This is a genomic window from Erythrobacter sp. S227, assembly GCF_057364925.1.
Genome location: NZ_CP200280.1, coordinates 1,030,070 through 1,056,910, shown reverse-complemented (window position 1 = coordinate 1,056,910; position 26,841 = coordinate 1,030,070). Strand labels below are relative to the sequence as shown.

22 protein-coding genes are annotated in these 26,841 nt (G+C 57.5%); 16 read left to right on the top strand and 6 right to left on the bottom strand.

Annotation, left to right across the window (positions count from 1 at the left end; all coding sequences use genetic code 11):
* Positions 1–10 precede the first annotated feature (10 nt).
* The 13 genes from AC0V6Q_RS05005 to AC0V6Q_RS04945 all read left to right on the top strand — a co-directional run bounded on the left by AC0V6Q_RS05005 (position 11) and on the right by AC0V6Q_RS04945 (position 16,513).
* A complete protein-coding gene (locus tag AC0V6Q_RS05005) occupies positions 11–1,573 on the top strand; it encodes an acyl-CoA ligase (AMP-forming), exosortase A system-associated (protein WP_486167310.1) in 1,563 nt (520 codons plus the stop codon).
* Complete coding sequence (locus tag AC0V6Q_RS05000; protein WP_486167309.1) at positions 1,570–2,817, top strand: pyridoxal-dependent decarboxylase, exosortase A system-associated; 1,248 nt, start codon at positions 1,570–1,572, stop codon at positions 2,815–2,817. Before AC0V6Q_RS05005 ends, AC0V6Q_RS05000 begins: the two co-directional genes overlap by 4 nt.
* A gap of 179 nt (positions 2,818–2,996) precedes the next feature.
* Positions 2,997–3,638 carry an XrtA/PEP-CTERM system exopolysaccharide export protein gene (locus AC0V6Q_RS04995; protein WP_486167308.1) on the top strand — a complete coding sequence of 214 codons (642 nt, stop codon included), beginning with the start codon at positions 2,997–2,999 and terminating at the stop codon, positions 3,636–3,638.
* Between the two features lie 18 nt (positions 3,639–3,656).
* Entirely contained in the window at positions 3,657–5,180 is a 1,524-nt protein-coding gene (locus tag AC0V6Q_RS04990; RefSeq protein WP_486167307.1) for an XrtA system polysaccharide chain length determinant, read from the top strand.
* Positions 5,181–5,191: 11 nt separating this feature from the next.
* The gene (locus AC0V6Q_RS04985) at positions 5,192–6,217 is read left to right on the top strand and encodes a P-loop NTPase (protein WP_486167306.1); all 1,026 of its coding nucleotides are present in this window, start codon (positions 5,192–5,194) and stop codon (positions 6,215–6,217) included.
* Positions 6,218–6,219: 2 nt separating this feature from the next.
* A complete protein-coding gene (locus tag AC0V6Q_RS04980) occupies positions 6,220–7,869 on the top strand; it encodes a preprotein translocase subunit YajC (RefSeq protein WP_486167305.1) in 1,650 nt (549 codons plus the stop codon).
* 24 nt (positions 7,870–7,893) lie between these two features.
* Positions 7,894–9,177, top strand: coding sequence for an XrtA/PEP-CTERM system-associated ATPase (locus AC0V6Q_RS04975; protein WP_486167304.1), 1,284 nt, complete (start codon positions 7,894–7,896; stop codon positions 9,175–9,177).
* A 20-nt stretch (positions 9,178–9,197) separates the two neighbouring features.
* Positions 9,198–10,130: an XrtA system polysaccharide deacetylase gene (locus tag AC0V6Q_RS04970; RefSeq protein WP_486167303.1), complete on the top strand. Its 933-nt coding sequence runs from the start codon at positions 9,198–9,200 to the stop codon at positions 10,128–10,130.
* Positions 10,127–11,188, top strand: coding sequence for a FemAB family XrtA/PEP-CTERM system-associated protein (locus tag AC0V6Q_RS04965; protein ID WP_486167302.1), 1,062 nt, complete (start codon positions 10,127–10,129; stop codon positions 11,186–11,188). The genes AC0V6Q_RS04970 and AC0V6Q_RS04965 overlap by 4 nt, the downstream gene beginning before the upstream one ends.
* Before the next feature lie 12 nt (positions 11,189–11,200).
* Positions 11,201–12,424: a TIGR03087 family PEP-CTERM/XrtA system glycosyltransferase gene (locus tag AC0V6Q_RS04960; RefSeq protein WP_486167301.1), complete on the top strand. Its 1,224-nt coding sequence runs from the start codon at positions 11,201–11,203 to the stop codon at positions 12,422–12,424.
* A complete protein-coding gene (gene xrtA / locus AC0V6Q_RS04955; RefSeq protein WP_486167300.1) occupies positions 12,414–13,445 on the top strand; it encodes an exosortase A in 1,032 nt (343 codons plus the stop codon). The genes AC0V6Q_RS04960 and xrtA overlap by 11 nt, the downstream gene beginning before the upstream one ends.
* 14 nt (positions 13,446–13,459) lie before the next feature.
* A complete protein-coding gene (locus AC0V6Q_RS04950; RefSeq protein WP_486167299.1) occupies positions 13,460–15,358 on the top strand; it encodes an XrtA/PEP-CTERM system amidotransferase in 1,899 nt (632 codons plus the stop codon).
* Between the two features lie 231 nt (positions 15,359–15,589).
* The gene (locus AC0V6Q_RS04945) at positions 15,590–16,513 is read left to right on the top strand and encodes a crotonase/enoyl-CoA hydratase family protein (RefSeq protein ID WP_486167298.1); all 924 of its coding nucleotides are present in this window, start codon (positions 15,590–15,592) and stop codon (positions 16,511–16,513) included.
* Positions 16,514–16,529: 16 nt separating this feature from the next.
* Here the strand turns inward: AC0V6Q_RS04945 and zapE are convergent, their stop codons facing one another.
* The 3 genes from zapE to AC0V6Q_RS04930 are packed head-to-tail and all read right to left on the bottom strand — an operon-like array spanning position 16,530 to position 18,927.
* Entirely contained in the window at positions 16,530–17,660 is a 1,131-nt protein-coding gene (zapE, locus tag AC0V6Q_RS04940; protein ID WP_486167297.1) for a cell division protein ZapE, read from the bottom strand.
* Positions 17,657–18,133 (bottom strand): PaaI family thioesterase, encoded by a 477-nt coding sequence (locus AC0V6Q_RS04935; RefSeq protein ID WP_486167296.1) that lies wholly within the window; start codon positions 18,131–18,133, stop codon positions 17,657–17,659. Before AC0V6Q_RS04935 ends, zapE begins: the two co-directional genes overlap by 4 nt.
* A gap of 11 nt (positions 18,134–18,144) precedes the next feature.
* A complete protein-coding gene (locus tag AC0V6Q_RS04930) occupies positions 18,145–18,927 on the bottom strand; it encodes a succinate dehydrogenase iron-sulfur subunit (RefSeq protein WP_486167295.1) in 783 nt (260 codons plus the stop codon).
* 274 nt (positions 18,928–19,201) lie between these two features.
* On the opposite strand from AC0V6Q_RS04930, the gene AC0V6Q_RS04925 reads away from it, so the two are divergent.
* Together AC0V6Q_RS04925 and AC0V6Q_RS04920 are read left to right on the top strand one after the other, a co-directional pair.
* Complete coding sequence (locus AC0V6Q_RS04925; protein WP_486167294.1) at positions 19,202–19,969, top strand: SDR family NAD(P)-dependent oxidoreductase; 768 nt, start codon at positions 19,202–19,204, stop codon at positions 19,967–19,969.
* Between the two features lie 78 nt (positions 19,970–20,047).
* Positions 20,048–20,692 carry a class I SAM-dependent methyltransferase gene (locus tag AC0V6Q_RS04920; protein WP_486167293.1) on the top strand — a complete coding sequence of 215 codons (645 nt, stop codon included), beginning with the start codon at positions 20,048–20,050 and terminating at the stop codon, positions 20,690–20,692.
* On the opposite strand, the gene AC0V6Q_RS04915 is transcribed toward AC0V6Q_RS04920, so the two are convergent.
* From AC0V6Q_RS04915 to AC0V6Q_RS04905, 3 genes are all read right to left on the bottom strand, one after another.
* On the bottom strand, positions 20,682–21,701 hold the full coding sequence (locus AC0V6Q_RS04915; protein WP_486167292.1) for a D-alanine--D-alanine ligase family protein: 1,020 nt from the start codon (positions 21,699–21,701) through the stop codon (positions 20,682–20,684). The two genes, AC0V6Q_RS04920 and AC0V6Q_RS04915, sit on opposite strands and share 11 nt — an antisense overlap.
* 106 nt (positions 21,702–21,807) lie before the next feature.
* Complete coding sequence (locus AC0V6Q_RS04910; protein ID WP_486167291.1) at positions 21,808–22,635, bottom strand: NTP transferase domain-containing protein; 828 nt, start codon at positions 22,633–22,635, stop codon at positions 21,808–21,810.
* Positions 22,636–22,664: 29 nt separating this feature from the next.
* Positions 22,665–25,487, bottom strand: coding sequence for an Rne/Rng family ribonuclease (locus tag AC0V6Q_RS04905; RefSeq protein ID WP_486167290.1), 2,823 nt, complete (start codon positions 25,485–25,487; stop codon positions 22,665–22,667).
* Between the two features lie 469 nt (positions 25,488–25,956).
* Between AC0V6Q_RS04905 and AC0V6Q_RS04900 the strand changes: the two genes are divergently transcribed.
* On the top strand, positions 25,957–26,841 hold the full coding sequence (locus AC0V6Q_RS04900) for an N-acetylmuramoyl-L-alanine amidase family protein (RefSeq protein ID WP_486167289.1): 885 nt from the start codon (positions 25,957–25,959) through the stop codon (positions 26,839–26,841).

The window sequence follows — 26,841 nt, the reverse complement described above, 5'->3', positions numbered from 1 at the left end:
AAGGAAGCCGATGACTGCAAATCCCGATACCCAAGGCTTGGATCCTGCGCCGTACCCGTTAGATCACCTCGCCGAACGAGCGTGCGCAATGGGTGCTGGGGAGCGGCCTGCTTTGGTTCTTCGGGACGAGAGCCTTAACCACAAGGCGTTAAAAGAGCGTGTGGCAACTCTTGCCGGTTGGTTAGCCCGCGAGCTGCCGGAAAAGGGGGCGCGGGTGGCCAGTTGGGCGGCCAAGGGCGAGCTGACATGTTTGCTGCCTCTTGCCGCCGCACGGGCGGGGCTGGTCCATGTGCCGATCAATCCCCTGCTCAAAAGAGCGCAGGTTGCGCATATTTTGAGCGACAGCGGCGCACAATTGCTGATTGCGACACCATCGCGGTTGAAGTCGCTGGATGAAGGCGATGTGCCTGCCGGTTGCTCTCAGATAGCGGAGGCTTCGGCTTTGGAAGCGGCATACGGTTCCGGCATTACGCTTGATCCCTCCAAGGCTGACCCCGACGATCTATGCGCTATCCTTTACACCAGCGGCTCAACCGGGCGGCCTAAAGGAGTGATGTTGAGCCATACCAACCTATGGCTGGGTGCGGTTAGCGTGGCGCATTATCTAAAGCTTGCGGATGACGATGTGACCCTCGCTGTCCTGCCTCTGTCGTTTGATTACGGGCAAAACCAGCTTCTATCGACCTGGTTTGCAGGTGGAAGCGTGGTGCCGCTTGATTTCCTCTTCCCCCGCGATGTGTCCAAGGCTTGCGCCAAACACTCTGTCACCACGCTTGCCGCGGTGCCGCCATTGTGGGTGCAACTGACCGAGCTGGAGTGGCAAGAGGAGGCAAGCGCGCCGCTTAGGCGGCTGACCAATAGCGGCGGTGCGCTTACGACAGAATTGGTCGAGGGGCTGAGAGGTATTTTTCCTCATGCGGACCTTTATCCGATGTATGGCCTGACCGAGGCGTTCCGTTCGACCTACCTCGATCCATCGCTGGTCGATGCCAATCCCACAAGCATGGGCATCGCGATCCCGTTTGCAGAGATCATGGTGATTAATGACGACGGCGAAGTCGCAGCGCCGGGCGAAGAGGGCGAGTTGGTCCATTGCGGTCCGCTTGTCGCGCAAGGGTATTGGCAGGACGCAGAACGCACCGCTGAACGCTTCAAACCCGCGCCCGCCGCATCGCAATATGGCGGAACTGCTGTCTGGTCCGGCGACCGTGTTAAGCGCGATCCCAACGGCCTGCTCTATTTCGTCGGCCGCCGCGACGCGATGATCAAAAGCGCGGGCAATCGCATCAGCCCGCAAGAAATCGAAGAGGCTGCCATCTCAACCGATCTGGTCGTCGAAGCGGTGGCTCTGGGCATTCCCGACGAGAGGCTTGGGCACCGCGTCCATCTGGTGGTAAGGGGGACGCTCGACCGTGAAGAGCAATCCAAGCTTCCCAAGGCTTTATTGAGGGAACTTCCAAATTTTATGCAACCTCAAGAGATCCACTGGCGCGAGACTATGCCGCTTAACCCCAATGGCAAAATTGATCGCACGGCGCTCTACCGTGAACTGAGCGGGGAGAGCGGGTCGTGAAGGCGAAAGTGAAATCGAAATCCAAGCCGTTAGGGCCAATCCCCGCCGGATACGCCGCGATAGATGGTGAATTGGCCATCGGCGGGCGCAAAGCGAGCGATCTGGTGCAGGCTGCGGGAAGGACGCCGCTGTTCGTCTATTCCAAAACCCGCCTTGATGCGCGCGTATCAGAGCTTCGCAATGCTTTGCCCGAGCGTGTTGGCATCAATTACGCGGTCAAAGCCAATCCGCATACGCAAGTTATCGCTCATATGGCGGGTCTTGTTGACGGGTTCGACATTGCCTCATCGGGTGAGTTGGCGATGCTGGAAAAAGCCGCAATTGACCCGGCGCGGGTCAGCTTTGCAGGTCCTGGCAAGCGCGACGACGAGCTTGAGACAGCAATTGCCGCTGGCGTTACCCTGAATTGCGAATCCGAAGGCGAGGCGCAGCGTTCGCTCGCCATTGGCCAAAGGATCGGTAAAGCGCCGCGCGTTGCCATAAGGGTCAATCCCGATTTCGAGCTTAAAGGCTCAGGCATGAAGATGGGCGGGGGCGCAAAACCGTTTGGCGTGGATGCCGAGCGTGTGCCCGCTTTGGCCAAAACAATCATTGCAGAGGGTGCCGAATGGCGCGGACTGCACATCTTTACCGGAAGCCAAACGCTGAGCGCCGACGCAATTATCGAGGCACAAGGCAATGTGCTCAATCTGGCGCAGTCGCTGGCCGATGACATCGGCCATGCCTTGCCCAAGCTCAATATGGGCGGCGGGTTTGGCATTCCTTACTTCCCGGGTGATGAGCCGCTGGACCTTGCCGCGGTGGGAGACGCCCTACATGGACTTGTCGCGGGACACACTGCGCTTGAAGGCACTGATCTTTGTGTCGAGCTTGGCCGCTATCTCGTTGGAGAAGCAGGGGTTTATCTGTGCCGGGTGATCGATCGCAAGGTCAGTCATGGCCAGACATATCTGATCACCGACGGTGGATTGCACCACCAATTGGCGGCCTCTGGAAACTTTGGAACAGTCGTCAGGCGCAATTATCCGGTAGCGATTGCTTCACGTTTTGACGCTACCACCGAAGGACCGGTCAATGTTGTGGGATGCCTTTGCACCCCGCTAGACAGGCTTGCGGATATGGCAGAATTGCCCCGCGCTGAGGTCGGCGATCTGGTCGCGGTTTTTTGTGCAGGTGCTTATGGCGCGAGCGCTTCGCCGGTTAACTTTCTTGGACATGGTCCTGCGGCAGAGGTGTTTGTTTAAACATCACTAATTCGCCTGTCCCGAAATGGGATACGCCTCCGATTGTCCCATCAATACTAACATTATATTCACCATTATCGGCGAGATAGTCCGGGTCATTCGCGGAATTACCAGTTTGCGTGGGGTCGCTCCTCACATTGGCAAGCGTTCCGCATCAGTTGACCTAAGGATTTGCATCGATGCCTACTTCGCCCTCTTTTACCCGTATTACCGGCGCCCTTTTTGCGACTTTAGCGCTCGCGGCCTGCGCAGGATCGGGTCCTGAGCTTCCTTCGGCGAGCTACACCGAAGCACAGACAGCCTCGACCGAGGAATACATCATCGGTCCGCTCGACCAGCTCACAATCCATGTCTGGCGCAATCCAGAGCTGAGCGCAGAAGACATTCAGGTACGTCCCGATGGCCGGATCACTATCCCGCTCGTGCGCGACATGACCGCGGTCGGCAAGACCGCGACCCAGCTTCAAGACGACATCAAAGACGTGCTTGTTGAGTATATCGAACAGCCCATCGTCTCTGTCATCGTGAACGAGTTTAACTCGACCTTTGACCAGCAAATTCGCGTGGTCGGTTCGACTGCACAACCCGCTTCATTGCCTTACCGCGCCAATATGACGGTGCTTGATGCGATGATCGCAGTGGGCGGTTTGGGTGAGTTTGCCTCAGGCAACTCGGCAAAGCTCCTGCGCATCAATCGCGAGACCGGCACCCAAAAGGAATACCGCCTGCGCCTTTCTGACCTGCTTAAGCGCGGGGACAGCTCGGCCAATGTCATGCTTCGTCCGGGGGATACCATCATCATCCCCGAGAGCCGGTTCTAAGGGAGCAAGGTCGGGATAATGAACGAGCTTTTCGAAGAACTGCGCGCAGCGCTCTATTCGGTCTGGCACCGGCGCTGGCTGGCGCTGGCTGTTGCCTGGGGGGTGTGCCTTCTGGGTTGGCTCGTCGTGGCGCTGATCCCGAATACTTACGAATCCAAGGCGCGCATCTTTGTCGATGTGGATGATGTTCTGTCAGAGCAACTCGGCATTGCCGGCGATGGCAAAGAAGAAATCGCCCATGTCCGCCAGACGCTGCTTAGCTCGGTGAACCTCGAAAAGGTTATTACCACGACAAAGCTGGGTGACGGCATTTCGGAACGCACACAGCTTGAATCCGCGATTGCTTCCCTTGCCAAGGATGTGAAAGTGGAAAGCGAAGAGGACACACTCTTCGCGATCAGCGCCACTGTCGGCAAAAGTGGTCTCAGCGATTCCGAGAATGCTGTTCTGGCGCGTGATGTGGTGCAAAAACTGCTCGACATTTTCCGCGAGGAACACATTTCCGGAAACCGCGCAGAGATCAGCGGCGCGATCAACGACCTGAACGATCAGCTTGATGAGCGTAAAGCAGAGCTGGAAGAGGCGGAAACGCGTCGTCTGGCATTCGAAGCGCAATATCCTGACCTGATTGGCGGAACGGCAACGCTCTCCACCCGTGTCCAACAATCGCGCACCGAATTGCGTGATATTGATGCGGACCTTGCTGCGGCACAAAGCGCTCTTGCAGCGCTTAACAACCAGATTTCCAGCACACCGCGCACCATTATCGGAGCTGCAGATTCCGGTGGCCCACAAGCCGCTTTGCTGCAGGCGCAAACCCAATTGGCAGGCCTCCGCTCGCGCGGCCTTACCGAGGCGCACCCCGATGTCGTCTCAACAAAACGTCAGGTCGAATTGCTCACCAAGCAAGCTGCCGCTGCTGGCCCCAATGACGTAAGCGGGACACCAAACCCTGCCTATTCGTCTCTGGTTGCCCTTCGCGCAGACCGTCAGGCATCGATTGAATCGCTTCAGTCGCGCCGTGCGGCCTTGCAATCGCAACTGGCATCGCTTGCCGCGAGCCAGGCAACCGAACCTGCCGTGGCAGCCGAAGCCAACCGGATCAGCCGCGATTACGAAGTGCTGCGTGACAATTATGAGAAGCTACTCGAAGATCGCGAAAAACTGCGCACCCGCAGCGATGTGGTTGATGAAACAAGCCAGTACAAGTTTGACCTCGTCGATCCTCCCGTTGTTCCGCAAAAGCCGGCTGCACCAAACCGTCCGCTGCTGCTGCTCGGCGTATTGATAGCCGGGCTTGGCGCTGGTGTAGGTGTTGCATGGGTTATGGGCCAGTTGCGGTCTGCTTTTGCCACTGCGAAAAAGCTTGAAAAATCGATGGGGCTGCCGGTCATCGGTTCGGTGTCGCTCAACCTTTCGGAAGCGGCCCAATCCTTGCGCAAGCGGCGCACCAGACAATTTGCCGGGGCCTGTGCAGGCTTGGTCGGCGTTCTCGCAATTCTGCTGGTCATCGAGGTCGTCTCGATCGGGACGATTGTGTGAGGAGACCCTGAATGACTGAGCACAGCAAATTTACCCGCAAACAGCCTGGCTCCAACAGGCGTCGTTCCTCGATTCTCGAAAGAGCGGATGCAGCCTTTGGTCTGGATAGTTTTGGCACAAAACCTGTGCCGAGGGACCTTCCATCGGCTCCGCGCGCGTTTGTGCCGCCGCGCGAACGTGACGAAACGCCAGAAGGCGGAGCATCGCAATCTGACCAACACGTCGCGCGCCCACGCAGCGAAAGCCAGTTCCAGCAAGAAAACGCACCCGTCCAACAGCCCGCTCCAAAGCCTCAGCCTGCTGTGGCTTTACGGGGCCCACGTGTTCAGATTGACCGCGAAGTCCTTCAGCGAGAGGGCCTGATTTCACCTGACGATCAGGTGACGGGCCTTTTGGAAGAGTTCCGCATTATCAAGCGCGAATTGCTCGCCGATGCGCGCCACTCTGGCGATGATCTTGCGCGCCGTGTCCTTGTAAGCTCTCCCCATATGGGCGAGGGCAAGACCTACTGCGCGACAAACCTTGCAATTGCGCTTGCTGCGGAACGTGATGTGGAAGTCATTCTGGTTGACGCTGATGTGATCAACCCCTCTGTCACGCGCCGTCTTGGCGTAGAGACGGGCATGGGCCTGATGGATGCGTTGGTGGACAAGAGCTTGCGTCCCGAAGACTTGGTCTCTCCCACCGATATCAATGGCTTGTTTATCCTGCCTGCTGGCACCAGCAGCGCGCGCGATGCAGAATATCTCACGAGCAATCGCACAGGCCAGGTGCTCGATCGCCTGACGCGCGGCGCGCCCAATCGATACCTTATTTTCGATACGCCGCCCGCGCTTGCCGCATCTCCTGCCGCAGAGCTTGCCGCTTACGTGGGTCAGGCGTTGCTGGTGGTTCGCGCAGATGAAACAAGCCGCGCCGCGCTCGATGATGCCGTCCAGCTTTTGTCGGCATGTTCGGACATAAAACTACTTCTCAATGCAACACAGTTCAGCCCGTCCGGTCGCCGCTTTGGCGATTATGGCGAGAGGGAGGATTGATCATGCGTCACGTCACTGGAACCCTGTTCGCCGGGATCACCGCACTAGCCATCGCAACCCCTGCATTTGCGCAAGACGCGCAAGGCGGCAATCGCGCGGGTTCTCAAGGCAGCTCTCAAGATCGGGCAGTCACCGTTCAGCCTTATATCGAAGTCTCGCAAATCCTGACGACGCAGTTGTCGCCGGAAAGCGATACCTTGACCTTCACCCAGATTGCAGCGGGCGTTGATACCAACATTCAAGGCCGCAACAGCGGTGCGTCTGTGTCGGTGCGCTATGAGCGTAACATCGGCTATGGCGATGATGCGGTGGATACCGACACGGTAAGCGGTATTGCACGCGGTTATCTCTCCGTGATCCCGCAAAACCTGACACTTCAGGCAGGCGCGCTCGCAAGCCGCACGCGAGTGGATGGCGGGGGCGCTGTTTCAGCAAACCCGTTGGTCAGCGATGATGCGACCAGCCAAATATACAGCGTCTATGCCGGACCGGATTTCCAGACCCGTGCCGGTGCGCTTGAGATCGCTGGTAACGCGCGTGTCGGATACAACCGGTTCGAAGCCAATGATGCCGTGTTTAACTCTGCGGGTGAGCAGGTCGATGTATTCGATGACAGCACCACCTACAGTGGCCGCTTGGCAGTTGGCACTCGCCCGGGCGATGTTCTCCCGATTGGCGTTGCGGTTAGTGCCGGCGGTTTTCAGGAAGACGTTTCAAACCTCGATCAACGTGTTCGTGATGTGTATGTGCGCGGCGATGTAACCATTCCTGTGTCACCGACGCTCGCTCTGGTTGGCGGTGTCGGGTATGAGGATGTCGAGGTTTCCAGCCGCGATGCAGTCCGTGATATCGACGGCAATCCCGTCTTTGGCGATGATGGCCGCCTGATTACCGATACGGCTTCAGATCGCTTGATCGCGTTTGAAGTTGATGGTCTTCTTTGGGATGCAGGCATTCTGTGGCGTCCATCCTCACGCACCAGCCTCGAAGCGCGCGTTGGCCGTCGTTATGACAGTACGACCTATTATGGCACCTTCACCTATGTCCCGAGCGATCGCAGTTCGTTCGCGGTTAACGTCTATGACGGAATCTCCGGTTTCGGCGGCGTTCTGGGCAATTCACTTTCACAGCTTTCCAGCGACTTCGAAGCGCAGCGCAATCCGCTTTCGGGTGACTTTGGCGGCCTTGTACAAAGCAACGATGGAGTTGGCATCATCAACCCGCTTGGTTCCATCCGAAGCTCGGCTTTCCGTGGTCGCGGTGTTGCAGCCAGCTACCAGCAACGCATAGGCCGTCTGAACGCGAGCATTGGCGCAGGCTATGACCGCCGCAGCTTTATCGCACCACAGGACAGCGTTCTTGCCTCGGTCGATGGCCTTGTCGATGAAAGCTACTACGTCACCGGCGCGCTTAGCCGTGACATCGGGCGCAGCGGTGTAATCGCCGCCAACGCCTATGCCAGCCTGTTTGAAACAAGCGGCGACCCTAATGGCGATCTGACGGCATTTGGTGCCTCGGCCGCATACAGCCGCGCGATTGCCGGTCGGCTTTCAGCACGCGCCGCGGTTGCGGTGGACTATTTTGACAGTGAATTCTCTGATGAAGATTTCGCCACGGCCACAGCTTTGCTGGGCCTTCGGTACGACTTCTAAGAGCGACATGGAGCGTTAGGAAACATGTACGATCAATATTACGGCTTCAGCGGACGACCGTTTCAGCTGACCCCTGATCCCGATTTCTATTTCGAGAGCGCGAGCCACAAAAAGGCGATGAGCTATCTCGGATACGGGCTTAATCAGGGTGAAGGCTTTATCGTCATCACTGGCGAAGTGGGCGCCGGTAAGTCTACGCTGGTCGCACACCTTATGCAGCGCATCGATCCAGAGGCGTTGACGGTTGCCCAGGTTGTCACCTCCGCGCTCGATGGCGAAGAGCTGATCCATGTGGTTGCGCAGTCCTTCGGGATTGCGGTTGATGGCAAGGACAAGGCCGGCGCTTTGGGCGCTATCGAACAGTTCTTGCAGGATGAAGCACGCGAAGGTCGCCGCTGTTTGCTGATCGTGGACGAGTGTCAAAACCTTGAATTTACCGCGCTTGAAGAGTTGCGGATGCTGTCCAATTTCCAGCTGGGCTCGCACCCCTTGTTGCAAAGCCTTCTGCTGGGTCAGCCGGAATTTCGTCGTACGCTGGCGCATCACCCGAACCTTGACCAATTGCGCCAACGCATTATTGCATCGCATCACCTCGAAGCGCTCGATGAAGAAGAACTGGAGGACTATGTCCACCACCGTCTGACGCATGTGGGTTGGGAAAATCAGCCATCGCTTGGCGAAGGGCTTTTGCCGGCTTTGTATGGGGCGACCGACGGTATTCCGCGCCGTGTGAACCAGATCATGAACCGTATCCTTTTGCTGGGCGCAATCGAGGAACGTGATGAGATTGGCGTGAGCATGCTCGATGCCGTCCTCGAGGAAATGGACGAGGACCATTCACGGGGCAGCCGCGCGCGTTCCGCGCCTGCGGAAGTCACAATGCCTGCAGCAACGCTCGAATTGGCCGAGGCTCAAATGGCTGAAGCACAAGAGAGCGAGCTGGACCTGGCCGATCATGAAATCGCCGAGGCAGAGCCGTTTGCTTCAAACGTCGAAGTGGCGGTGCCCGCTGAACCAGTGGCACCCGAAGCCGAAGCCGAGATCGAGAGCGTTCCCGCCGCCGAAGTTGCCGCCATCATGGCGCAGCGCGATGCACGCGCCGCCGAACTCGAAGCCGCTATTGGCGAGCTTCAGGCAGCAGGCGCGGATCCTGCGCTCCACATGCCCCAAACTCAGTCTGATGAAGATGTGAACGAGGCGCTTGGCCGGATCGAAGCGCGCCTTGAGGAACAAGAGCGTTCTTTCCGTCACGTGCTGACCATGCTGATCGAATGGCTTGAGGATGACCGGTCCCGCGAGGCGGCCTGATTGATGAGTGCGCAAGGGTCATGAATGCTCAAAGTCCAATTCCTTTCGAGGTTTCCAAAGATCAGTCGATTATCAACGGCCTGTCGGTTGATGTTGAGGACTGGTTTCAAGTTGGAGCCTTCGAAAATGTCATTGAGCGTGATGACTGGGACGGCCTGAAAAGCCGGGTTGAAGGCAATGTCGATCGGATCCTTGATCTGTTTGATGAAGCCGGTGTCAGCGCAACCTTCTTTACTCTCGGATGGGTCGCAAAGCGTTGCCCGCAAGTCATCCGCCGTATCGCCGATAGAGGCCATGAAGTCGCAAGCCACGGCTACGACCATGCGCGCGTCTTTACCCTTGATGCAGCGAAGTTTGCAGAAGACATTCGGGTTACCCGCGAAATCCTCGAGGATGCCTCGGGACAAGCTGTAATTGGCTACCGCGCGCCCAGTTTCTCGATCGACCCGCGTTCGCTTTGGGCTTTCGATGTCCTGGCTGAGCAGGGCTATACATATTCGTCAAGCGTCGCGCCGGTGGTCCACGATCATTATGGTTGGAGGGAAGCTCCGCGATTTGCTTTTCGCCCCATTGCAGGTTCTGATCTCGTAGAAATTCCGGTGACCACCGCACTGCTTGGTTCGCGCCGTTTGGCAGCCGGTGGAGGGGGTTTTTTCCGCGTCCTGCCTTACGCCTTTTCACGCTGGGCCATTGCGCAGGTGAACCGCGAGGATGCGCGCCCCGCAGTCTTCTATTTCCACCCGTGGGAAGTGGATCCTGATCAACCGCGCGTCGACAATGCGCCGCTGCGTTCAAAGCTGCGTCATTATACCAACCTTGACAAGATGGCGGGCAAGCTCGGCAAGGTGGTGCGCGAGTTTGAATGGGGCCGGATGGACGCTTTGGCGCAGATCGAAGCTCGCCGTGCCAGTGAGTTTCATGTCGCATCGGCCGCCGCGAGTGATGCGCAGTGAATGTGCCCGTCAGCCTTTCGCTCAATGTCGAGCTTGCTGAGCTTTCCGACCCCAAAAGTTGTCTGAAAGTCGACGAGTTCGTGAAGGAAGCAGGCGCGAGCCTGTTTCATCGCACGGCGTGGCTGCGCGCTGTCGAGCGGGCGACCGGTCAAAAGGCCAGCGGCCTTCTCGTCGAGCAATTGGGTGTCATCAGAGGCTGGCTGCCGTTGACCCAAGTGCGATCCGCGCTCTTTGGCAAAGCCCTGGTTTCAAGCGGATTTGGCGTTGGCGGCGGAATTTGCGCCGAAACGCCGCAAGCCGCAGATGCTCTGGCCTGTGCAGCGCAGGACTACGCTCAAAAACTGGGCGTTGGCAGTGTCGAGCTTCGCGGCGGCGAAGTCCCGAAAGGCTGGGATGCAATCACCGACAAACACTGCGGTTTCGAACGTGCTTTGGCTGCAGATGATGAAGCAGAATTGCTGGCCATTCCGCGCAAATCGCGCGCGGAGGTGCGTAAAGGTCTGAAAAACGGGCTTGAGGTGCGTGTCGGGCGATCTCCAAGGGACCTTGCATTGCACTATGCGGCGTATTCCGAAAGCGTTCGCAACCTTGGCACACCGGTTTTCCCGAAAGCGCTTTTCCGCGAGATGATCGAGGCGTTTCCGGATGAAAGCGACATTCTCACTATCTTGCGCGACGGCCAGCCATTGGCGAGCGTTTTTTCCTTCTATCACAATGGCGCTGTCCTGCCTTTTTGGGGCGGGGGAAGCTTTGCGGCTCGCGGTGCACGCGCCAATGAACTCATGTATTATGAGCTGATGTTGCATGCCCGCAAACGCGGGATGGAGCGGTTTGATTTCGGGCGTTCCAAAGTGGGAAGCGGCCCTGCCAAATATAAGAAAAACTGGGGTTTTGAGCCGCAGCCTTTGACCTACGCATCCTGGACACCGCCGGGGGCCAAGGCCCGCGATGTCGATCCGACAAGCGAATCCTACAGCCGCAAGATCGAGCTTTGGAAGAAGCTGCCGCTTCCGGTTGCCAATATGATTGGCCCGTTCATCGCGCGCGGGCTTGCGTGAAGGGGCGGACCGATGGGCGAAATCCTCTTCCTTGCGCACCGTGTGCCGTTTCCACCCAACCGCGGTGACAAAATCCGCAGTGCCCATTTGCTGCGCAAGCTCGCAAAGCTGGCACCGGTTCATGTCGGTTGCTTTGCAGAGACTGATGAGGACAGGGAAGGGGGCAAAGAGGTGGCGTCACTTGCGGCCTCGCACTGCGTGGTCAATCGCAGCAAACCCCTCGTGGTTGCCGGTGTTGAGGCGGTGCTTTCAGGAAAGCCTGTCAGCTTGACCGCCTTTCACAGCGCAAGACTCGAAAGCTGGGTGCGCGAGACCCTCGCCAATCGCCCGATCACAACGATTTTCGTGTTTTCGGGACAGATGGGGCAGTACATTCCTGATGACTTTGCCGGACGGGTCGTCATCGACCTGTGCGATGTTGATAGTGCCAAGTTTGAAAACTACGCCGATGCCGGTCAGCGTGTTTGGCTGAACGCGCGCGAAGGGCGTCTGCTTGCCCGCGAGGAAGAACGCCTTGCCAAGCGTGCCGACGCAACGATCCTGATCAGCGAAAATGAAGCGGCCCTGTTCCGCTCGCGCCTTGCAGAGTCCGCAAAGGCCAATGTGCAGGTGATCGGCAACGGGATCGATGCAGCGTTTTTTGACCCTGCCGCAACACAGCCTCATCCAGAGCTAACCTCGAGGCCCGGGCCGCATTTCGTGTTCACCGGGCAAATGGACTATCCACCCAATGAGCAGGCCGCGCTTTGGGCCATTGGATCGTTCTGGGCCGCCTACGCCTGCGATAATCCCACCGCAGAGATTCACATTGTTGGCCGAAACCCGACGAAACTGTTGCAGGATCAGGCGGGTGACGGCGTGACGATCTGGGGAGAGGTCCCCGATGTGCGCCCATTTATCGCAGCAGCAGACTGCGTTGTTGTGCCCCTTTCAATCGCCCGAGGTGTCCAGAACAAAGTGCTCGAAGCGATGGCGATGGCACGCCCTGTGATGCTCACCAAGCAAGCCGCGACCGGGATTGACGCGCAAGACAACGAACATTGGCTGCTGTGTGACGACGATGCCGAGGCGATGGCGCAGCGCTTCGCCGCGATGAAAGTTGATCCGCAATTGGCGCAGCAGATCGGTGCAAATGCGCGCCAATTTGTGCTCGACCATCACGATTGGGACGCGATGCTCGCGCCCCTCGATGCGCTGGTTGACCTTGATAACGAGGAGCCGCGCAATGCCGCATGAGGCCTCTTTGGAAAACGCGTCTTGGGCGTCATTTTTTGGCCGCCTCAGCAAAGCCTGGCGTGAAGCGATTGCCTTGCTTGCATTTGGCACGTTAGCGCTTTTGACCGTCACCTTGCGCGAATGGGCAGAGATGCTACACCAATGGTGGAACATCGATACCTATTCCCACATATTGCTGGTGCCCTTCATCATCGGATGGCTCGTCGCATTGAAGGCAGACGAGCTTGCCAAAACCGACCCGCGTCCCTGGCTTCCGGGCCTTCTGGTGATTGCTGCTGGTCTGGGATTGTGGCTGATAGGCAGGGTGAGCGGGGCCAACCTCATCGCTCATGCAGGCGCAGTTGGCGCGCTCCAAGGGCTCGTGATCACCGCGCTGGGTCCTCGCGTATCCACATTGATCGCATTGCCGCTTTGCTTTGGTGTCTTCCTTGTGCCTTTTGGCGATGAGATCATTGAGCCCTTGCAGGTCATCACAGCGCATATCGCAATCGCTCTCACCAAGTGGAGCGGCATTCCGGCCCATTTCGATGGCATCTATATCGACACGCCGGTGGGGCTGTTCGTGGTCGCCGAAGCATGCTCTGGCGTGCGTTTCCTTATCGCGATGGTGACATTGGCGGTGTTGGTCGCGTTCACGCGGTTCACCAAGTGGACCTATCGCCTCGCATTCCTCGCCGTGTCGGCCATCGTCCCCATCATCGCCAATGGCATCAGGGCGTGGGGAACGGTTTACATCGCTCAAAGCCAGGGCGTCGAATTTGCAGCCGGGTTTGACCATGTCTTTTATGGCTGGTTCTTCTTTGCCTTTGTCGTGGTCTTAATCCTCGGCCTTGCATGGCGATTTTTCGAACGCGATCCCGAAGATTACGGTTGGACGGCCAAGCAGGTTCAGAGCTTTGCCCTCTTGCAGCCTTTAGAGTTCGGATTTGCGCGCCCGATTGTTGCCCTTGCAGCTATCTTGGCCCTGAGTGTTTTTGCAGGCGTCACAGCGATGATTGCTGCCCAAGCGACTATAAGCTAACCGCTTGACCCATAATGTGCGGGATCGCTGGAATATTTCACTCTGAGACGCCGAAGCCGGTCGATCCTGTTCGGGTCGAGCGGATGTGCGAGGCTATGGTCCATCGGGGGCCGGACGGGTCCGGCGTTTGGACAGACCTTGGCATAGGCCTTGGCCACCGGCGTTTGTCGATCATTGACCTTGAGGGGTCTCCGCAACCAATGCATTCGGCCGATGGCCGCGCGGTTATCGTCTTCAACGGCGAAATTTATAACTTTCGCAAGCTTCGTTCGGAGTTGGAGCGCGAAGGTGCCACGTTCCGCACCCAAGGCGATACCGAGGTTATCCTTGCTGCGTGGCGTCGCTGGGGACCCGATTGCCTTTCCCGGCTCGATGGCATGTTCGCCTTTGCGCTCTACGATCTGGACAAACGCCAGCTGTTTCTGGCCCGCGACCGGTTTGGCGTGAAACCGCTTTTCTTAAGCCGGCTTTCTGACGGCAGTCTCATTTTTGCCTCGGAATTGAAGGGGCTTCTCACCCATCCGCTGATGCGGCGTCGCCTCAATCCGCAGGCGCTCGATGCCTATTTGGCTTGGGGCTATGTCCCCGACACGCATTCCATCCTCGATGGTGTGACAAAGCTTCAGGCGGGCCATTTTCTCCTTCTTGAGCAGGGCAAAGGGCTGAAACCGCAGCGCCGTTGGTGGGACATCAGCTTTGCCGAAAGAAGCCAGGGTAAAGAGGCCGACCTTTCCGCAGAATTGGTTCACTTGCTGCGCGAAGCGGTTCAGTCGCGAATGGTCTCGGATGTGCCATTGGGTGCATTCCTTTCCGGCGGGGTCAATTCATCCAGCGTCGTCGCCTTGATGAGCGAGGCGAGTTCAAAGCCCGTTCGGACGTGTTCGATCGGCTTTGATGTCGATGCACTCGACGAGACAGGCTACGCAAAAAGGATCGCCGAGAAGTTCGAAACCGATCACGATGCCCGCACTGTCAGTCAGGATGACTTTGCCGAAATCGACACGCTTGCGGGCATGTTCGATGAACCGTTTGCGGACGCCTCGGCGCTTCCAACCTGGCGTGTTTGCCAACTGGCGCGTGAGAAAGTGACAGTGGCACTTTCGGGTGACGGTGCGGACGAAGCCTTTGCAGGATACCGCAGACAGGTTTTCCATCACAATGAAGAGCGTGTGCGCTCTCTCCTCCCCGCAAGTGTCCGCGGAAGCCTGTTCGGCGCGCTCGGGCGGGTTTGGCCTAAAGCCGATTGGGCACCGCGCCCGTTACGGGCCAAGACGACTTTGCTCGCGCTAGCTGAGAGCGGCGAGGAGGGATATGCGCGCGCTCTGAGTGTGACTGGCGGCGATACCCGCTCAACGCTCTACACTCCATTTCTACGCCAGCAGCTTACCGGGTTCCGACCCGAGGACGAGTTGATCAAGCTGATGAAAAATGCACCTGCGCGCAGCGGGCTTGACCGGGCGCAATATGCCGATCTTGCGTTTTGGCTGCCCGGGGACATTCTTACCAAAGTCGACCGGACAAGTATGGCCGTGAGCCTTGAAGCGCGCGAGCCGCTGCTTGATCATCGCCTGGTCGAGTTTGCAGCAAAGCTGCCCGATGCGATGCGCGTGCGGGGTACCACGGGCAAGTATCTGCTCAAGAAATGTATGGAGCGGTATCTCCCGCAAGATGTCCTCTACCGCCCGAAACAGGGTTTCGTGACGCCGATCGCTTCCTGGATGCGCGGACCTTTGGCAAAAGAAGTGCGCGCAATCGGGCGAAACTCAATTTTGGTCCAGTCTGGATGGATCAATGGCAAGGCGGTGAGTGCGCTCGCCGAAGCGCATATCTCCGGGACAAGCGATCACTCCCGCACTCTGTGGCAACTGCTAATGCTTGAAAAATCGGTCTCGAGACTGGGCGTTCAAGGGTAAGTTCCTGTCGCGAAACGAGAAAGAGTTGATTCAGTCGAATAACCTTATTGCGCCTAACTGTCCCAAATTGTCACAGTAGTATTCGAGACTGTCTACACCTGTAAAATATGTGTTTGCAAAAATGTGCAACATCGGAGTAAACTTCTTTGAAAGCGTCGACAAAAAATAAGGGCGTGTGCGCACTGATTTGCTCAGGTTGGTGCGATTTGGGTCGCATTCGGAGAAACGTACATGGACAGCACTGCTGGAAATCCCATCCTGTTTTCGGGAGATGATGACGCGCTTAGTGAAAGCGTGCTGAATAGCGCGGTTCCGGGCGCTCTTTTCGAGCTGAACGAGCTTGATGTCCTGTACGATAATCGTGCCGCAGTCCTGTGGTCGTATATGCGGCCGGAAGGGCGACCAAGCTTCACATCATCGATGCTCACCGATTTCGAACGGTGGCAGGATCTGATCTCTGACGGGTTTGGCGAAGATAAAGTTCCTTTGCGGTATCTTGTGCTTGGAAGCCGATCGCAGGACGTCTTCTGCTATGGCGGCGATCTGCACCTGTTTCAGAAATTGATCCGCTCACATGACCGGGCAGGTCTTGTCGAATACGGTCACCGCTGCTGCGCGATTCTGGAGCGCAATATGCGTTCGCTCGATCTTCCGATCTTGACCATTGGCCTGGTTCAGGGCGCAGCGCTTGGCGGCGGGTTTGAAGCGCTCCTTTCTTTCGATCACATCATTGCCGAACGGCATGCTACATTCGGGTTGCCCGAGATCATGTTTGGCCTGTTCCCCGGTATGGGCGCGCATGCATATTTGTCGCGCAAACTGGGCAAAGCGATGGCCGAACGCATCATTGTCTCGAATAAGACATATACCGCCGAGGAAATGTATGATCTTGGCATCGTGCATCAGGTCGTAGAGCAGGGCGAAGGTGAAAGCGCTGTTCGCGAATTCATCAAGAAATCGGAACGACGCCATGCCGGTTTGGTGGGTGCACGCCAGGCGAGCAAGAAAGTCTTCCCGCTCACCCTTGAAGAGTTGAACGAGATCACCGAGCTTTGGGCCGAAACAGCGCTCAAGCTTACCGAAACCGATCTCAAGGTTATGAACCGCCTTGTTGCGGCACAGGGCCGCATCGCTGACCGTTTGGCAGCAGCCTGAGACCGTCCGTTACGCTTTAACCAGTTAAAGCTTCGGCATCAGCGCCGTGGCCCAATGCCATGTATTCGTCGCTTTGCATCTCGTTCAATCGGCTGACTGTCCGCTCGAATTCGAAGCTGCCGTCGCCAGAAGGGTAGAGCTCTTCGGGCTCGCTTGCGGCGGTGGCAAACAGTTTGACGCGGTGTTCGTACAGGGCGTCGATCAAAGTCACAAAACGCGCCGCCTCGTTGCGGTTTTCCGGCCCAAGCTTCGGAATTCCAACGATAATCACCGTATGATATGCCCGCGCGATCGCGAGGTAATCCGGTGCACCTCTGGCCTCTGCGCAGAGGCGTTTGAAGCTGAAAACGCCCACGCCTTTAAGCGATTTGGGAACATACATCGTCCGCTTTGATCCCACTGCCAATTCGCCGCTCGGCACGTTGGCCGCATCATCGGGGTCATAATCGGTCAGCCTGAAAAACACCTCGCGAACCTTGGCTGTCGCCTCATCACCCATGGGCGCATACCAGCTTTCCAAATCACCAATACGGTCGAGCCTGTAGTCATTGGGACCATTAAGGCTCAACACATCAAGCTCGGCGTGTATCAGGTCGATAAAGGGTAGGAAATGTTCGCGGTTAAGCCCGTCTTTGTAGAGGTCCTGCGGCGGGCGGTTTGACGTGGTCACGATTGTTACATCGCGCTCCAAAATGAGCTGGGTAAAAAGCCGGCTCATGATCATGGCGTCGGCGGAGTTTGTCACGACCATCTCGTCAAAGGCAAGGACGCGCACGCCGTCAGAAAGCCTGGCCGCAACCGGCGGGATGGGATCGCCTTCATGGGTTTTGCGCGCTTCCCGCATGGCCTCGTGCACTTCTTGCATAAAGGCGTGGAAATGGACGCGGCGCTTTTCTTTGATCTGAAGGCTGTCGTGGAACAAATCCATCAACATGGACTTGCCGCGTCCAACGCCGCCCCACATGTAAACGCCCTCGGCCCTAGGGTTTTTCCGGGCGAAAAGCTGGCTGAGAAGTCCGCCGGGGCTTTCCGCCTCAAGCTCTTTTTGCAAGGCATCAAGCCGGACCGCTGCGCGCCTTTGATCCGGGTCTTCGCGAAGCTCTTTATTCGCGATCAATTGCTCATACCGGGCGAGCGTGCCGATCATGCCGCTGCGTCGGTCTTGGTGCTCGAAAACTTGCGCACTATGCCCGAATGCGAGGCGACTACGTTGTCGCCTTGAACCACTTGCCCCCGAACAAACACCAGCTTGCCGGTTTCGCGCACTATCTCGTTCACTGCATCAAGGGGGAGAGCGGGATCGCCGCCGCCCACAAATTGCGTAGACAGCTCCAGCGTCACAGATGGCCCCGCATTCCCTCCGCCGATCATATGCATGGTTGTGAACATGGATATGTCGATCAGTGACAGGCTGATCGCGCCGTGGATCATCCCTTGCAGGTTCTCGTGTTTGCGCTCCGGGAACATGCGAAGGCGCGCTTTCCCGTCATCATCAACCCGCGTGATGAGATGCCCCATCACCGCGCCGTTAAAGATGGTCTTGTCGCGTATATTCCATTGCCGCCAACCCGGATTTTCAGGGCAGGGGCCGTCCTCGAAATACTCTTCGCGAAGAGACATAAAGCGCCGGCTTAAATCGCGCGCTCGGCCATCATCTTCTTGGTTTCCGCAATCGCTTTGGCTGGCGACAAACCTTTCGGGCAGACATTCGCGCAGTTCATGATGGTGTGACAGCGATAGAGACGGAACGGATCTTCGAGCTCGTTCAAACGCTCACCCGTCATTTCATCCCGGCTGTCGGCAAGCCAGCGATAGGCCTGAAGCAGGATCGCAGGGCCAAGAAACTTGTCCGAGTTCCACCAGTACGATGGGCAAGAGGTCGAACAACACGCGCACAAGATGCACTCATACAGGCCATCCAGTTTCTCACGCTCTTTCGGGCTTTGCAGGCGCTCTTTACCCGAAGGCGTCGTGCTGACCGTTTGCAGCCACGGCTTGATCGAAGCGTATTGCGCGTAGAAATGGGTGAAGTCAGGCACGAGGTCCTTGATCACATCCATATGCGGAAGAGGCGTGATGCGAATCTCGCCTTTCAAGTCCTCAATCGCGGTGGTGCAGGCAAGGCCGTTTTTGCCGTTCAAATTCATCGAACACGACCCGCAAATCCCCTCACGGCACGAGCGGCGGAAGGTCAGCGTCGGATCGATTTCATTCTTGATCTTGAAAAGCGCGTCCAGAACCATGGGACCGCAATCATCAAGGTCGATCTCAAACTTGTCATAGCGCGGGTTTTCGCTCGTATCGGGATCATAGCGATAAATCTTGAACGACTTCACCCGCGAGGCGCCGGATGCCTTGTGAACCTGGCCCTGGCCTTTGATCTTCGAGTTTTTCGGTAGCGTGAAAGTCGCCATGATCGCTTAATCCCTGTTTGCGTTACACTCTATCTAGCGCCTTGGCCGTCAGTGGCAAGAGAGTGGGTGTTGCGACAATTGATATGGTGCTTGTTTCTCTCTCAACTGATGCGCTTGAAAATCGGCCCTATTAGACACCAGTGTCTCATAGGATTGCCTGCCCTTTCCTACTTCACACGCAAATTCAATGCCTTGCTTGTTAACCCTATGAGACACTTTGGCTGCAAAGGCGCAAAAACGGGAACTCAATGCGTTGTGCATCACTGTAGTCGTGATGACCAATGTAGGAAATATCGGCGCGGACAAACGCGCTTTGGTGCCCCGGACAGCAGCGATCTTTGGCGCAAGCGGAGGGATCGGTGCAGGGCTGGCCGCGCATCTTTCAAGCCTTGGGTGCGAGCGCATCTATGCCGGATCGCGAAGCGGCAATGTATCGGGCGAGGGCGTGGTCCCGTTTGCCTTTGATCTGAGCGATGAGGCGAGCATTGCAGAAGCCGCGCAAATGATGCGCGCCGAGCCGTCTGAATGGGTCCCAGAATGGGTGATTGTTGCGAGCGGCGTCCTCACCCTTGAAGAGGGGAAGGGGCCGGAGCGCACGTACAAAAGGCTGGACCCTGACGTCATGGCCAAAGTTCTGGCGATCAATACCATTGGCCCCGCTATGGTTGCAAAGCACATGCTGCCGATGATGCCTAGAGAGCGCCCGTTCACCTTTGCCGCGCTCAGCGCACGGGTCGGATCAATCTCTGACAATGGCCTTGGCGGATGGCATTCCTACCGCGCATCGAAAGCGGCGCTCAATATGCTGATCAAGAATTTCGCGATTGAGATGGCGCGAACGCATGACAAAGCCGTTGTGGTTGGCCTGCATCCGGGCACGGTCGATACCGCTTTGTCCGAGCCTTTTCAAAAAGGTCTGGCCGAGGGGCAATTGACCGATCCATCGCAGGCGGCGGACAATCTTGTGCGCGTTCTTTCATCGCTGACACCCGATCAAAGCGGGCGCGTCTTTGATTTTGCGGGGATAGAGATCGCGCCATAGCTGGGCAAAGTTTTCCCTTGGCAAAGCGGTCATTTTCCCTGAGCCTCCCTGAAACAAAAATAGGTGAGGGCACAGCATATGGGACTTGGGCAATGGTACGATGCGAATGTCATGCCGAAGTTGATCGGTTGTGCATGCGGGACGGGGCAGGTTCTCAAACGGCGCTCTATGGTGGTACCGCTTGCGAAAGGCGACGTGTTTGAGCTGGGTTGTGGCTGCGGGATCAACCAACAGTTTTATGACACAAAAGCGGTCAAGAGCTATGCCGGCATCGACCCGCACGAAGGCATGCTGGAGATCGCCCGCGAGGCCGCAGCCGCCAAGGGCTGGGATGCCGATATGCCGCCCTTGGACCTGAGACAGGGGGTCGGAGAAGACATCCCTTTCGCAAGCGAATCTTTCGATACTGTCGTCTGCACCTTCACGCTGTGCTCGGTTCAGGAGCCGGAGCGCGTTTTGTCCGAAATGCAGCGTATTCTGCGCCCGGGTGGCACAGCATTGTTCCTCGAACACGGACGTGCACCCGATGCCAATGTCGCCAAATGGCAGGACCGGATCGAGCCCGTTTGGAAGCGATTGGCGGGCGGTTGCCACCTGACCCGCCCGATTGCCGCCGCCTTTGAAGGGGCCGGGTTTGATGTCGATCTATTGGGCAAGGGCTACATGCCCAAAACGCCAAAGTTTGCGATGTGGAACGAATGGGGCGCGGCGCTCAAGCGCTGATCATCCCATACCGTCGCCAGCTTTCCGCCAGAAGTGTTTCGAGCAGATCGGCATGGCTGAACCCGGCCTGCGCCGCTGCCTTTGCCATGACCTTTTCGCTCCATAGGTTGCAGTTGAGATTGATCTCGATGAAATTGATTTCGCCGGTTTTCAGATCAACGCGAAATTCGATGCGGCCGTAATCGAAAGGCACAAGTTCGGCTGCCACTGCATTGGCCATCTGTTCGATTTTCGGGGCGAGTTCCGCATGATCGAAACGCTTCAATGTCGCTTTTTCCGCATTGGGAACAAGGTCGCGCTTCTCGTAATAGGTCCACAGCTTCTGCGTGTCCTCACGTTCATACCAAAGCATGGGAAGAGCGGTGGGCCTCCCGTCCAGAGTGATGAACGCGCATTGCACGTCATAGCCATCGAGATAGGGTTCGACGATGGCATCGTGCCCCTGTTCATGGATGTGTGCGACAGCATTGGTCACACCGGACCAGTCGAACGCATCCGATATGCCCCAGCTGGCAGAAGACGCATTGGGTTTTATGACCCAGCGACCATCGGCCGATGGCGGCAAGTTTTCCTCTCTTACCTCTGCACCACGGCGATAACAAAACCATGGCGCGGTTGGTACACCGGCATGGGTGCACACAAGCTTGCTGACCGATTTGTCATCGCCCAGTCCGCGCAGGAACGGCATCGCGCCCAGATACGGGATACGGTGCATATTGCACAGCACCGGGATCAGCATCTCGCTGTTCACAAAGCCCCCGCGATTGAGCAGCGGGAACACGAAATCTATGCCCTCCGGCTGCTGGAAAAGGACATCGTAGCTGTTCGTCATTTGCAGGTTGAGGCCGAGGTTTTCGAGCGTTGTGCGAACCTCGTGGTGATAGATCGCATGATTGCCATCTTCGGGATGCATCCCGCCGCCCCACAGCGCATGTTTCGCCATGAAGAGGGTCCGGATGCGCTCCTTTGCCTCGGCGGGAATGCGAAGAGGCTCAATAGATGATGTCATAGAAAAATCTTTTGCCTGAAATGGGTTATCGGGGATTATGCCTTGCGCCTTTGTCTGGCAAGGGATCAACGTGAACGATCAGCGATAGGCCCCACGCGGGTTCGCGTTATGCGTCGGGTGCAATGACAGGTTTGGGGATGTCCATCCCGAGCCTCTGGCCCAGGACCCATTCGGCGATTGAATAGGTCCTTTCATTGTCAACATCGACCGCAAGCGCGCCGTCTTCGAACAAAACGGCTTCGACATGCAGGCCAAAGCGTTTGCCTAGCCGCTCGATACCTTTGCGCATTGTCACGAGTTTCAGGCCCATAAGGATGATGTTCCACAAGCCGAAAGCGCGCACCATCCTGCCCTTGTTCGACATGAACTGGCCGCCTTCGCGAAACACTTCGGCGACGCGCAAACTCTTTTGTCCGTTCAGGCCGAAAAGGTTGCAACTGGCATAACCGGCGTCCCTGAAATGATAAAATCCCCGCTGCGCATCGGGGTGTACGCCCAAGACCCGTTCCCGCGTGGAAAGGCTGATGATGGCGTCGCACGAGAGGAGTTTCGCGCGAGCCTTTTCAAATCCATCACGGGTGAGCAGGACATTGTCAGCGGTGGTAATGATGAAGGGCCGGTCCTCGCCTTTCGTTGCGGCAATCACACTTTCGACGATATTCGCATCGGAGTTGATCAGCTCTATCGCAATGCCGCGCGCCCGGAATGGCTGCAGGACAGCATCGAGAGCATTCTGCCCATCGGGTTCGAGGACGATACGAATGCTCTCGATTGCCGGGCTGGTGGTGAGCACTTCGAGCACATGCTCGATCAATGGCCGCCCGCAGATAGGCGCCAGCGCCTTGTTAACGACACCGGCGCGCTGTGCGAGCGGATTGGTCACGCCGGTACGCTGCGCCGCCAGCAGAATGACGCTGACCGGAGTATCAGACATGACCGATCTCTGTTCCGTCTGCCGTATGGCTACTCACCAAAAGTGCGTTGCCACCAACCACGCTTTTTAGGTGCGCCATCATCGGCGGAACCGGTTTCTGCCCCGGTTTCAGTCGAAGTGTCCGCCCCGTTGTCAGGTTTGGCGTCAGTCGCTTCGCCAGCGCTGGCCGTTGCGTTGCTGTCTTTATCGGCACCCGCCGCTTTTGCTTTGGACTTGGCTGGCGCGCGTTTCCTCGCAGGCGCTGCTTTTTTCGCAGGAGCTGCTTCTTCGGCAGGTACCTCATCGGCTTTTGCCTCTGGCTCGGCTTCCACCTTTTTCTTCCTGGGCGCACGCTTGCGCTTCGGCTTCTCTTCCGCAGCAGCTTCCTCAGCGGCAACTTCTTCGGTCGTTTCAGCTTCTGCGCCGGATTCTGCCTCAGCTTCAGCCTTCTTGGCGGCAGGCTTCTTGCGAGGAGCGCGCTTGCGTTTCGGTTTCTCTGCGGGCTTCTCTTCTTCCGCAGGTTGGGTAACCGCGCCTTCTTCACCGTCCGGGGCGGCGACGACGGCAATGTTGTTTTCGACCTTCTCGGCAACCTCTTCTAGCGCCTCAGTGTCCGAACCTTGCTCGTCATCATTCGCTGCTGAACCGTTATCGTCCTGCTTGCGGCGGCGGCCACGGCCACCACGGCGACGGCGACGCTTGGGCCTCTCTTCGCCATCGGCGTTTTCGTCAGAGGAACCTTCGTCCGACGCGTCATCTTCCGAAGCGTCGTCGGAGTCCTCGTCGCCTTCGTTGCCATTTTCATCATGGCGTTTTTTGTTGCGGCCACGACCACCACGGCGGCGGCGGCGCTTTTTCTTGCGCGGCTGATCGTCGTCGTCCTCGTCGAAGTCCTCTTCGACGGGCAGATCATCGTCGTCGTCATCATCGACAATCGGTTCAAACTTCGGCGCTGCGGACGGGCGGGGGCCAGAGCTTGAAACGCTCATCTTCGCGCCTTCGTCTTCGCCTTCCGGAGAGACTTCGATTGTCACGCCGTAACGCTGCTCGATCTCGACCAGTTCGCCGCGCTTCTCGTTGAGCATGTAGATCGCCGCCTCGGTGCTGGCGGCGAGTTTGATGATCGTGCCTTTGCCCTTGGCCGCTTCGTCTTCGATCAGGCGAAGTGCAGAGAGACCTGCAGAGGACGCCGTGCGAACAAGACCTGTTCCATCGCAGTGCGGGCATTCACGAGTGGTGGCTTCCAAAACGCCTGTGCGCAGACGCTGGCGGCTCATTTCCATCAGGCCAAAGCCCGAAATGCGGCCCACCTGAATACGCGCGCGGTCGTTTCTCAGCGCGTCTTTCATCGCCTTTTCGACCTTACGCACGTTGGAGTTGTACTCCATGTCGATAAAGTCGATCACGACCAGACCAGCCATATCGCGCAGGCGCAGTTGGCGAGCGATTTCGCGCGCGGCCTCAAGGTTGGTGTGAAGGGCGGTCTGTTCAATGCCGTGCTCTTTGGTGGAGCGTCCGGAGTTGATGTCGATCGAGACAAGCGCCTCGGTCGGGTTGATGATGAGATAGCCGCCGGATTTCAGCTGAACCATCGGATCATACATCGCGCGCAATTGATCCTCTGCGCCGTAACGCTGGAACAATGGAACGGGGTCGGAATAGGCTTTCACCCGCCGCGCGTGGCTTGGCATCAGCATTTTCATAAATGCCTTGGCCGATTTGTATCCCTCTTCGCCCTCGACCACGACCTCTTCGATTTCTCGATTGTAGATGTCGCGGATCGCGCGTTTGATAAGGTCGCTGTCCGAGTGGATCAGCGAGGGCGCAGTCGAGCTGCGTACATTGTCACGAATGCCATTCCAGAGACGCGCTAGATAATCGAAATCGCGTTTGATCTCGGTCTTGGTGCGCGAAATACCGGCGGTGCGAACGATCAGACCCATCGTTTTTGGCAGGTCGAGACCGCTGACAACTTCTTTCAAGCGCTTGCGATCGCTGGATGAATTGATCTTGCGGCTTATCCCGCCACCGTGGCTGCTGTTCGGCATAAGCACGGTGTAACGGCCAGCAAGGCTGAGATAGGTGGTGAGAGCCGCGCCTTTGTTGCCGCGCTCTTCCTTGACCACCTGCACCAGCAGGATCTGGCGACGCTGGATAACGTCCTGGATTTTGTAGCGGCGACGAAGGGCCATACGCTTGGCGCGGACTTCATCAACCTGTTTGGCGCGGCTGCGACCGCCCTTGTTGTTGCCTTTACCCTGACGGCGGCGGCCACGGCCACGGCGACCACGGCGCGGTTTCCGATCGCCGTCCCCGTCTTCGTCACTGTCACCGTCTTCAGAACCAGCCTCATCGGCTTCATCTTCGTCCTCGTCGGTATCGTCATCATCTTCGCCGTCATCGTCAGATGCGCCGTCTTCTATGGTCGAAACCTTGTCCTTGTCGCTCGTGTCGATCTCTTCAAGGCCATCTTCGGCGAGATCTTCGGCCAGAGCCTCGGCGCTTTCTTCCTCGGCGTCGTATTCTTCGCCGGGGGTGACACCCTCTTCCTCTTCCTCGGCACGCAGACGCGCTTCTTCTTCGGCGGCCTCGGCTTCTTCAGCGAGAAGCGCCTCACGGTCGTCCTGTGGGATTTGGTAATAGTCCGGGTGGATTTCGTTGAAGGCGAGGAAGCCATGGCGGTTGCCGCCAAAATCCACGAATGCGGCTTGCAACGAGGGTTCGACCCGCGTGACTTTCGCCAGATATATGTTGCCTTTTATCTGCTTGTGTTCGGCAGATTCAAAATCGAATTCCTCAATTCGGTTGCCTTTGAGCACCGCCACCCGGGTTTCTTCCGAGTGGCGCGCATCGATTAGCATGCGCGTTGCCATTAAATATTCTCCAAACGCCCCGCGCTCGTTCCGCCTGGCACGCATTTATGCGTAGTCGTCGGGAAGGGGTGGGGCGTAAATTGTGTGGGTAAACAGCGCAGTGGTTCAGCCCTTGGCTGTGTGCGCTGATGTTAGGAACAACGTCTTCTCTAATGGAAGAGAAAGATGTCATGAACGTGTCTGCTGTGAACGAGCTTCGGTCTTGTACCGGCTTGCGACTCGCAAATTCTCCAGCGGCAAAGCGCCGGGCATTTTCTTGCGAGGAGAAGCGTCTCGTCACTGCATCAACCTGTGTGTGGCCCGGTGCGCAAAGAATGTCGCGCGGGGGAGGCCTTGTGAATAAAGCGAAATTTCAGATGGACCATAACAGGTCACCCTTTCCGCTTTCCTGGCATTGACTAGCACCGTGGGTAGTTAGTCGCAACACTATTGCGCTATTGGTGCGCAACATTCTAATCCGCCTGTGACCATGAGTGTACGCACGCTCCTTTTGCTGATCCTTGGACTTCCCGCACTTGTGCTGGGGGTTGCGATGGCAATGGGCACGAGCATACCGGTCCCCGAATGGGGGCGCGATTATGTGATGCGCATTGTGTTTGCATCCGAAGCGCCGCCTCTCGAACTCCCCGACATCAAAGGGCCGAATGACACGACGCGGCCTCTGGTTGTAATCGATGCAGGGCATGGAGGACGCGATCCTGGCAAGGTTCAGAGGCGACCGAATGGTGAGGAGGTTTATGAAAAAGACCTCGTGCTCGCACTGTCGCTGGAATTGCGAGACCGTCTGCTGGAAAGCGGCGGTGTGCGTGTGGCTTTGACCCGTGACGACGACCGCATCATCCCGCTTGCGTATCGCCCTGAAATTGCGCGGCAATTGGAAGCGGACCTGTTTGTCTCGATCCATATCGATTCTGCTGGTGACAGGTCGGAGGTGTCGGGCGCGACCGTTTACACACTGTCCAACGAAGCATCGAGCGAGGCGGCTGCGCGCTTTGCCGAGCGGGAAAACGCCGCCGACCGTCTGAACGGCATCAGTGTTGAGACCGATAATTCGCAAGTGAGCGATATCCTTGTCGAATTATCACAACAACGAACCCAGGAAGACGCAAGCGAGCTTGCAGCGCTTATCCTTCGCGAGGGCGAGGGCAAGATCCGCTTCCACCCCTTTGCCAAACGCTCCGCCGGGCTTGCCGTGCTGCGAGCACCCGATGTTCCCGGCGTGTTATTCGAGAGCGGATTTGTCACCAATGAAAACGATCTTGCCCAGCTCATGAGCGAAGAGGGGCGCAGCGCTTATGTTGATACGTTAGAGCGTGCGATCAGGGTCTATCTTGCGCGCAGGGTCGAAACTTGA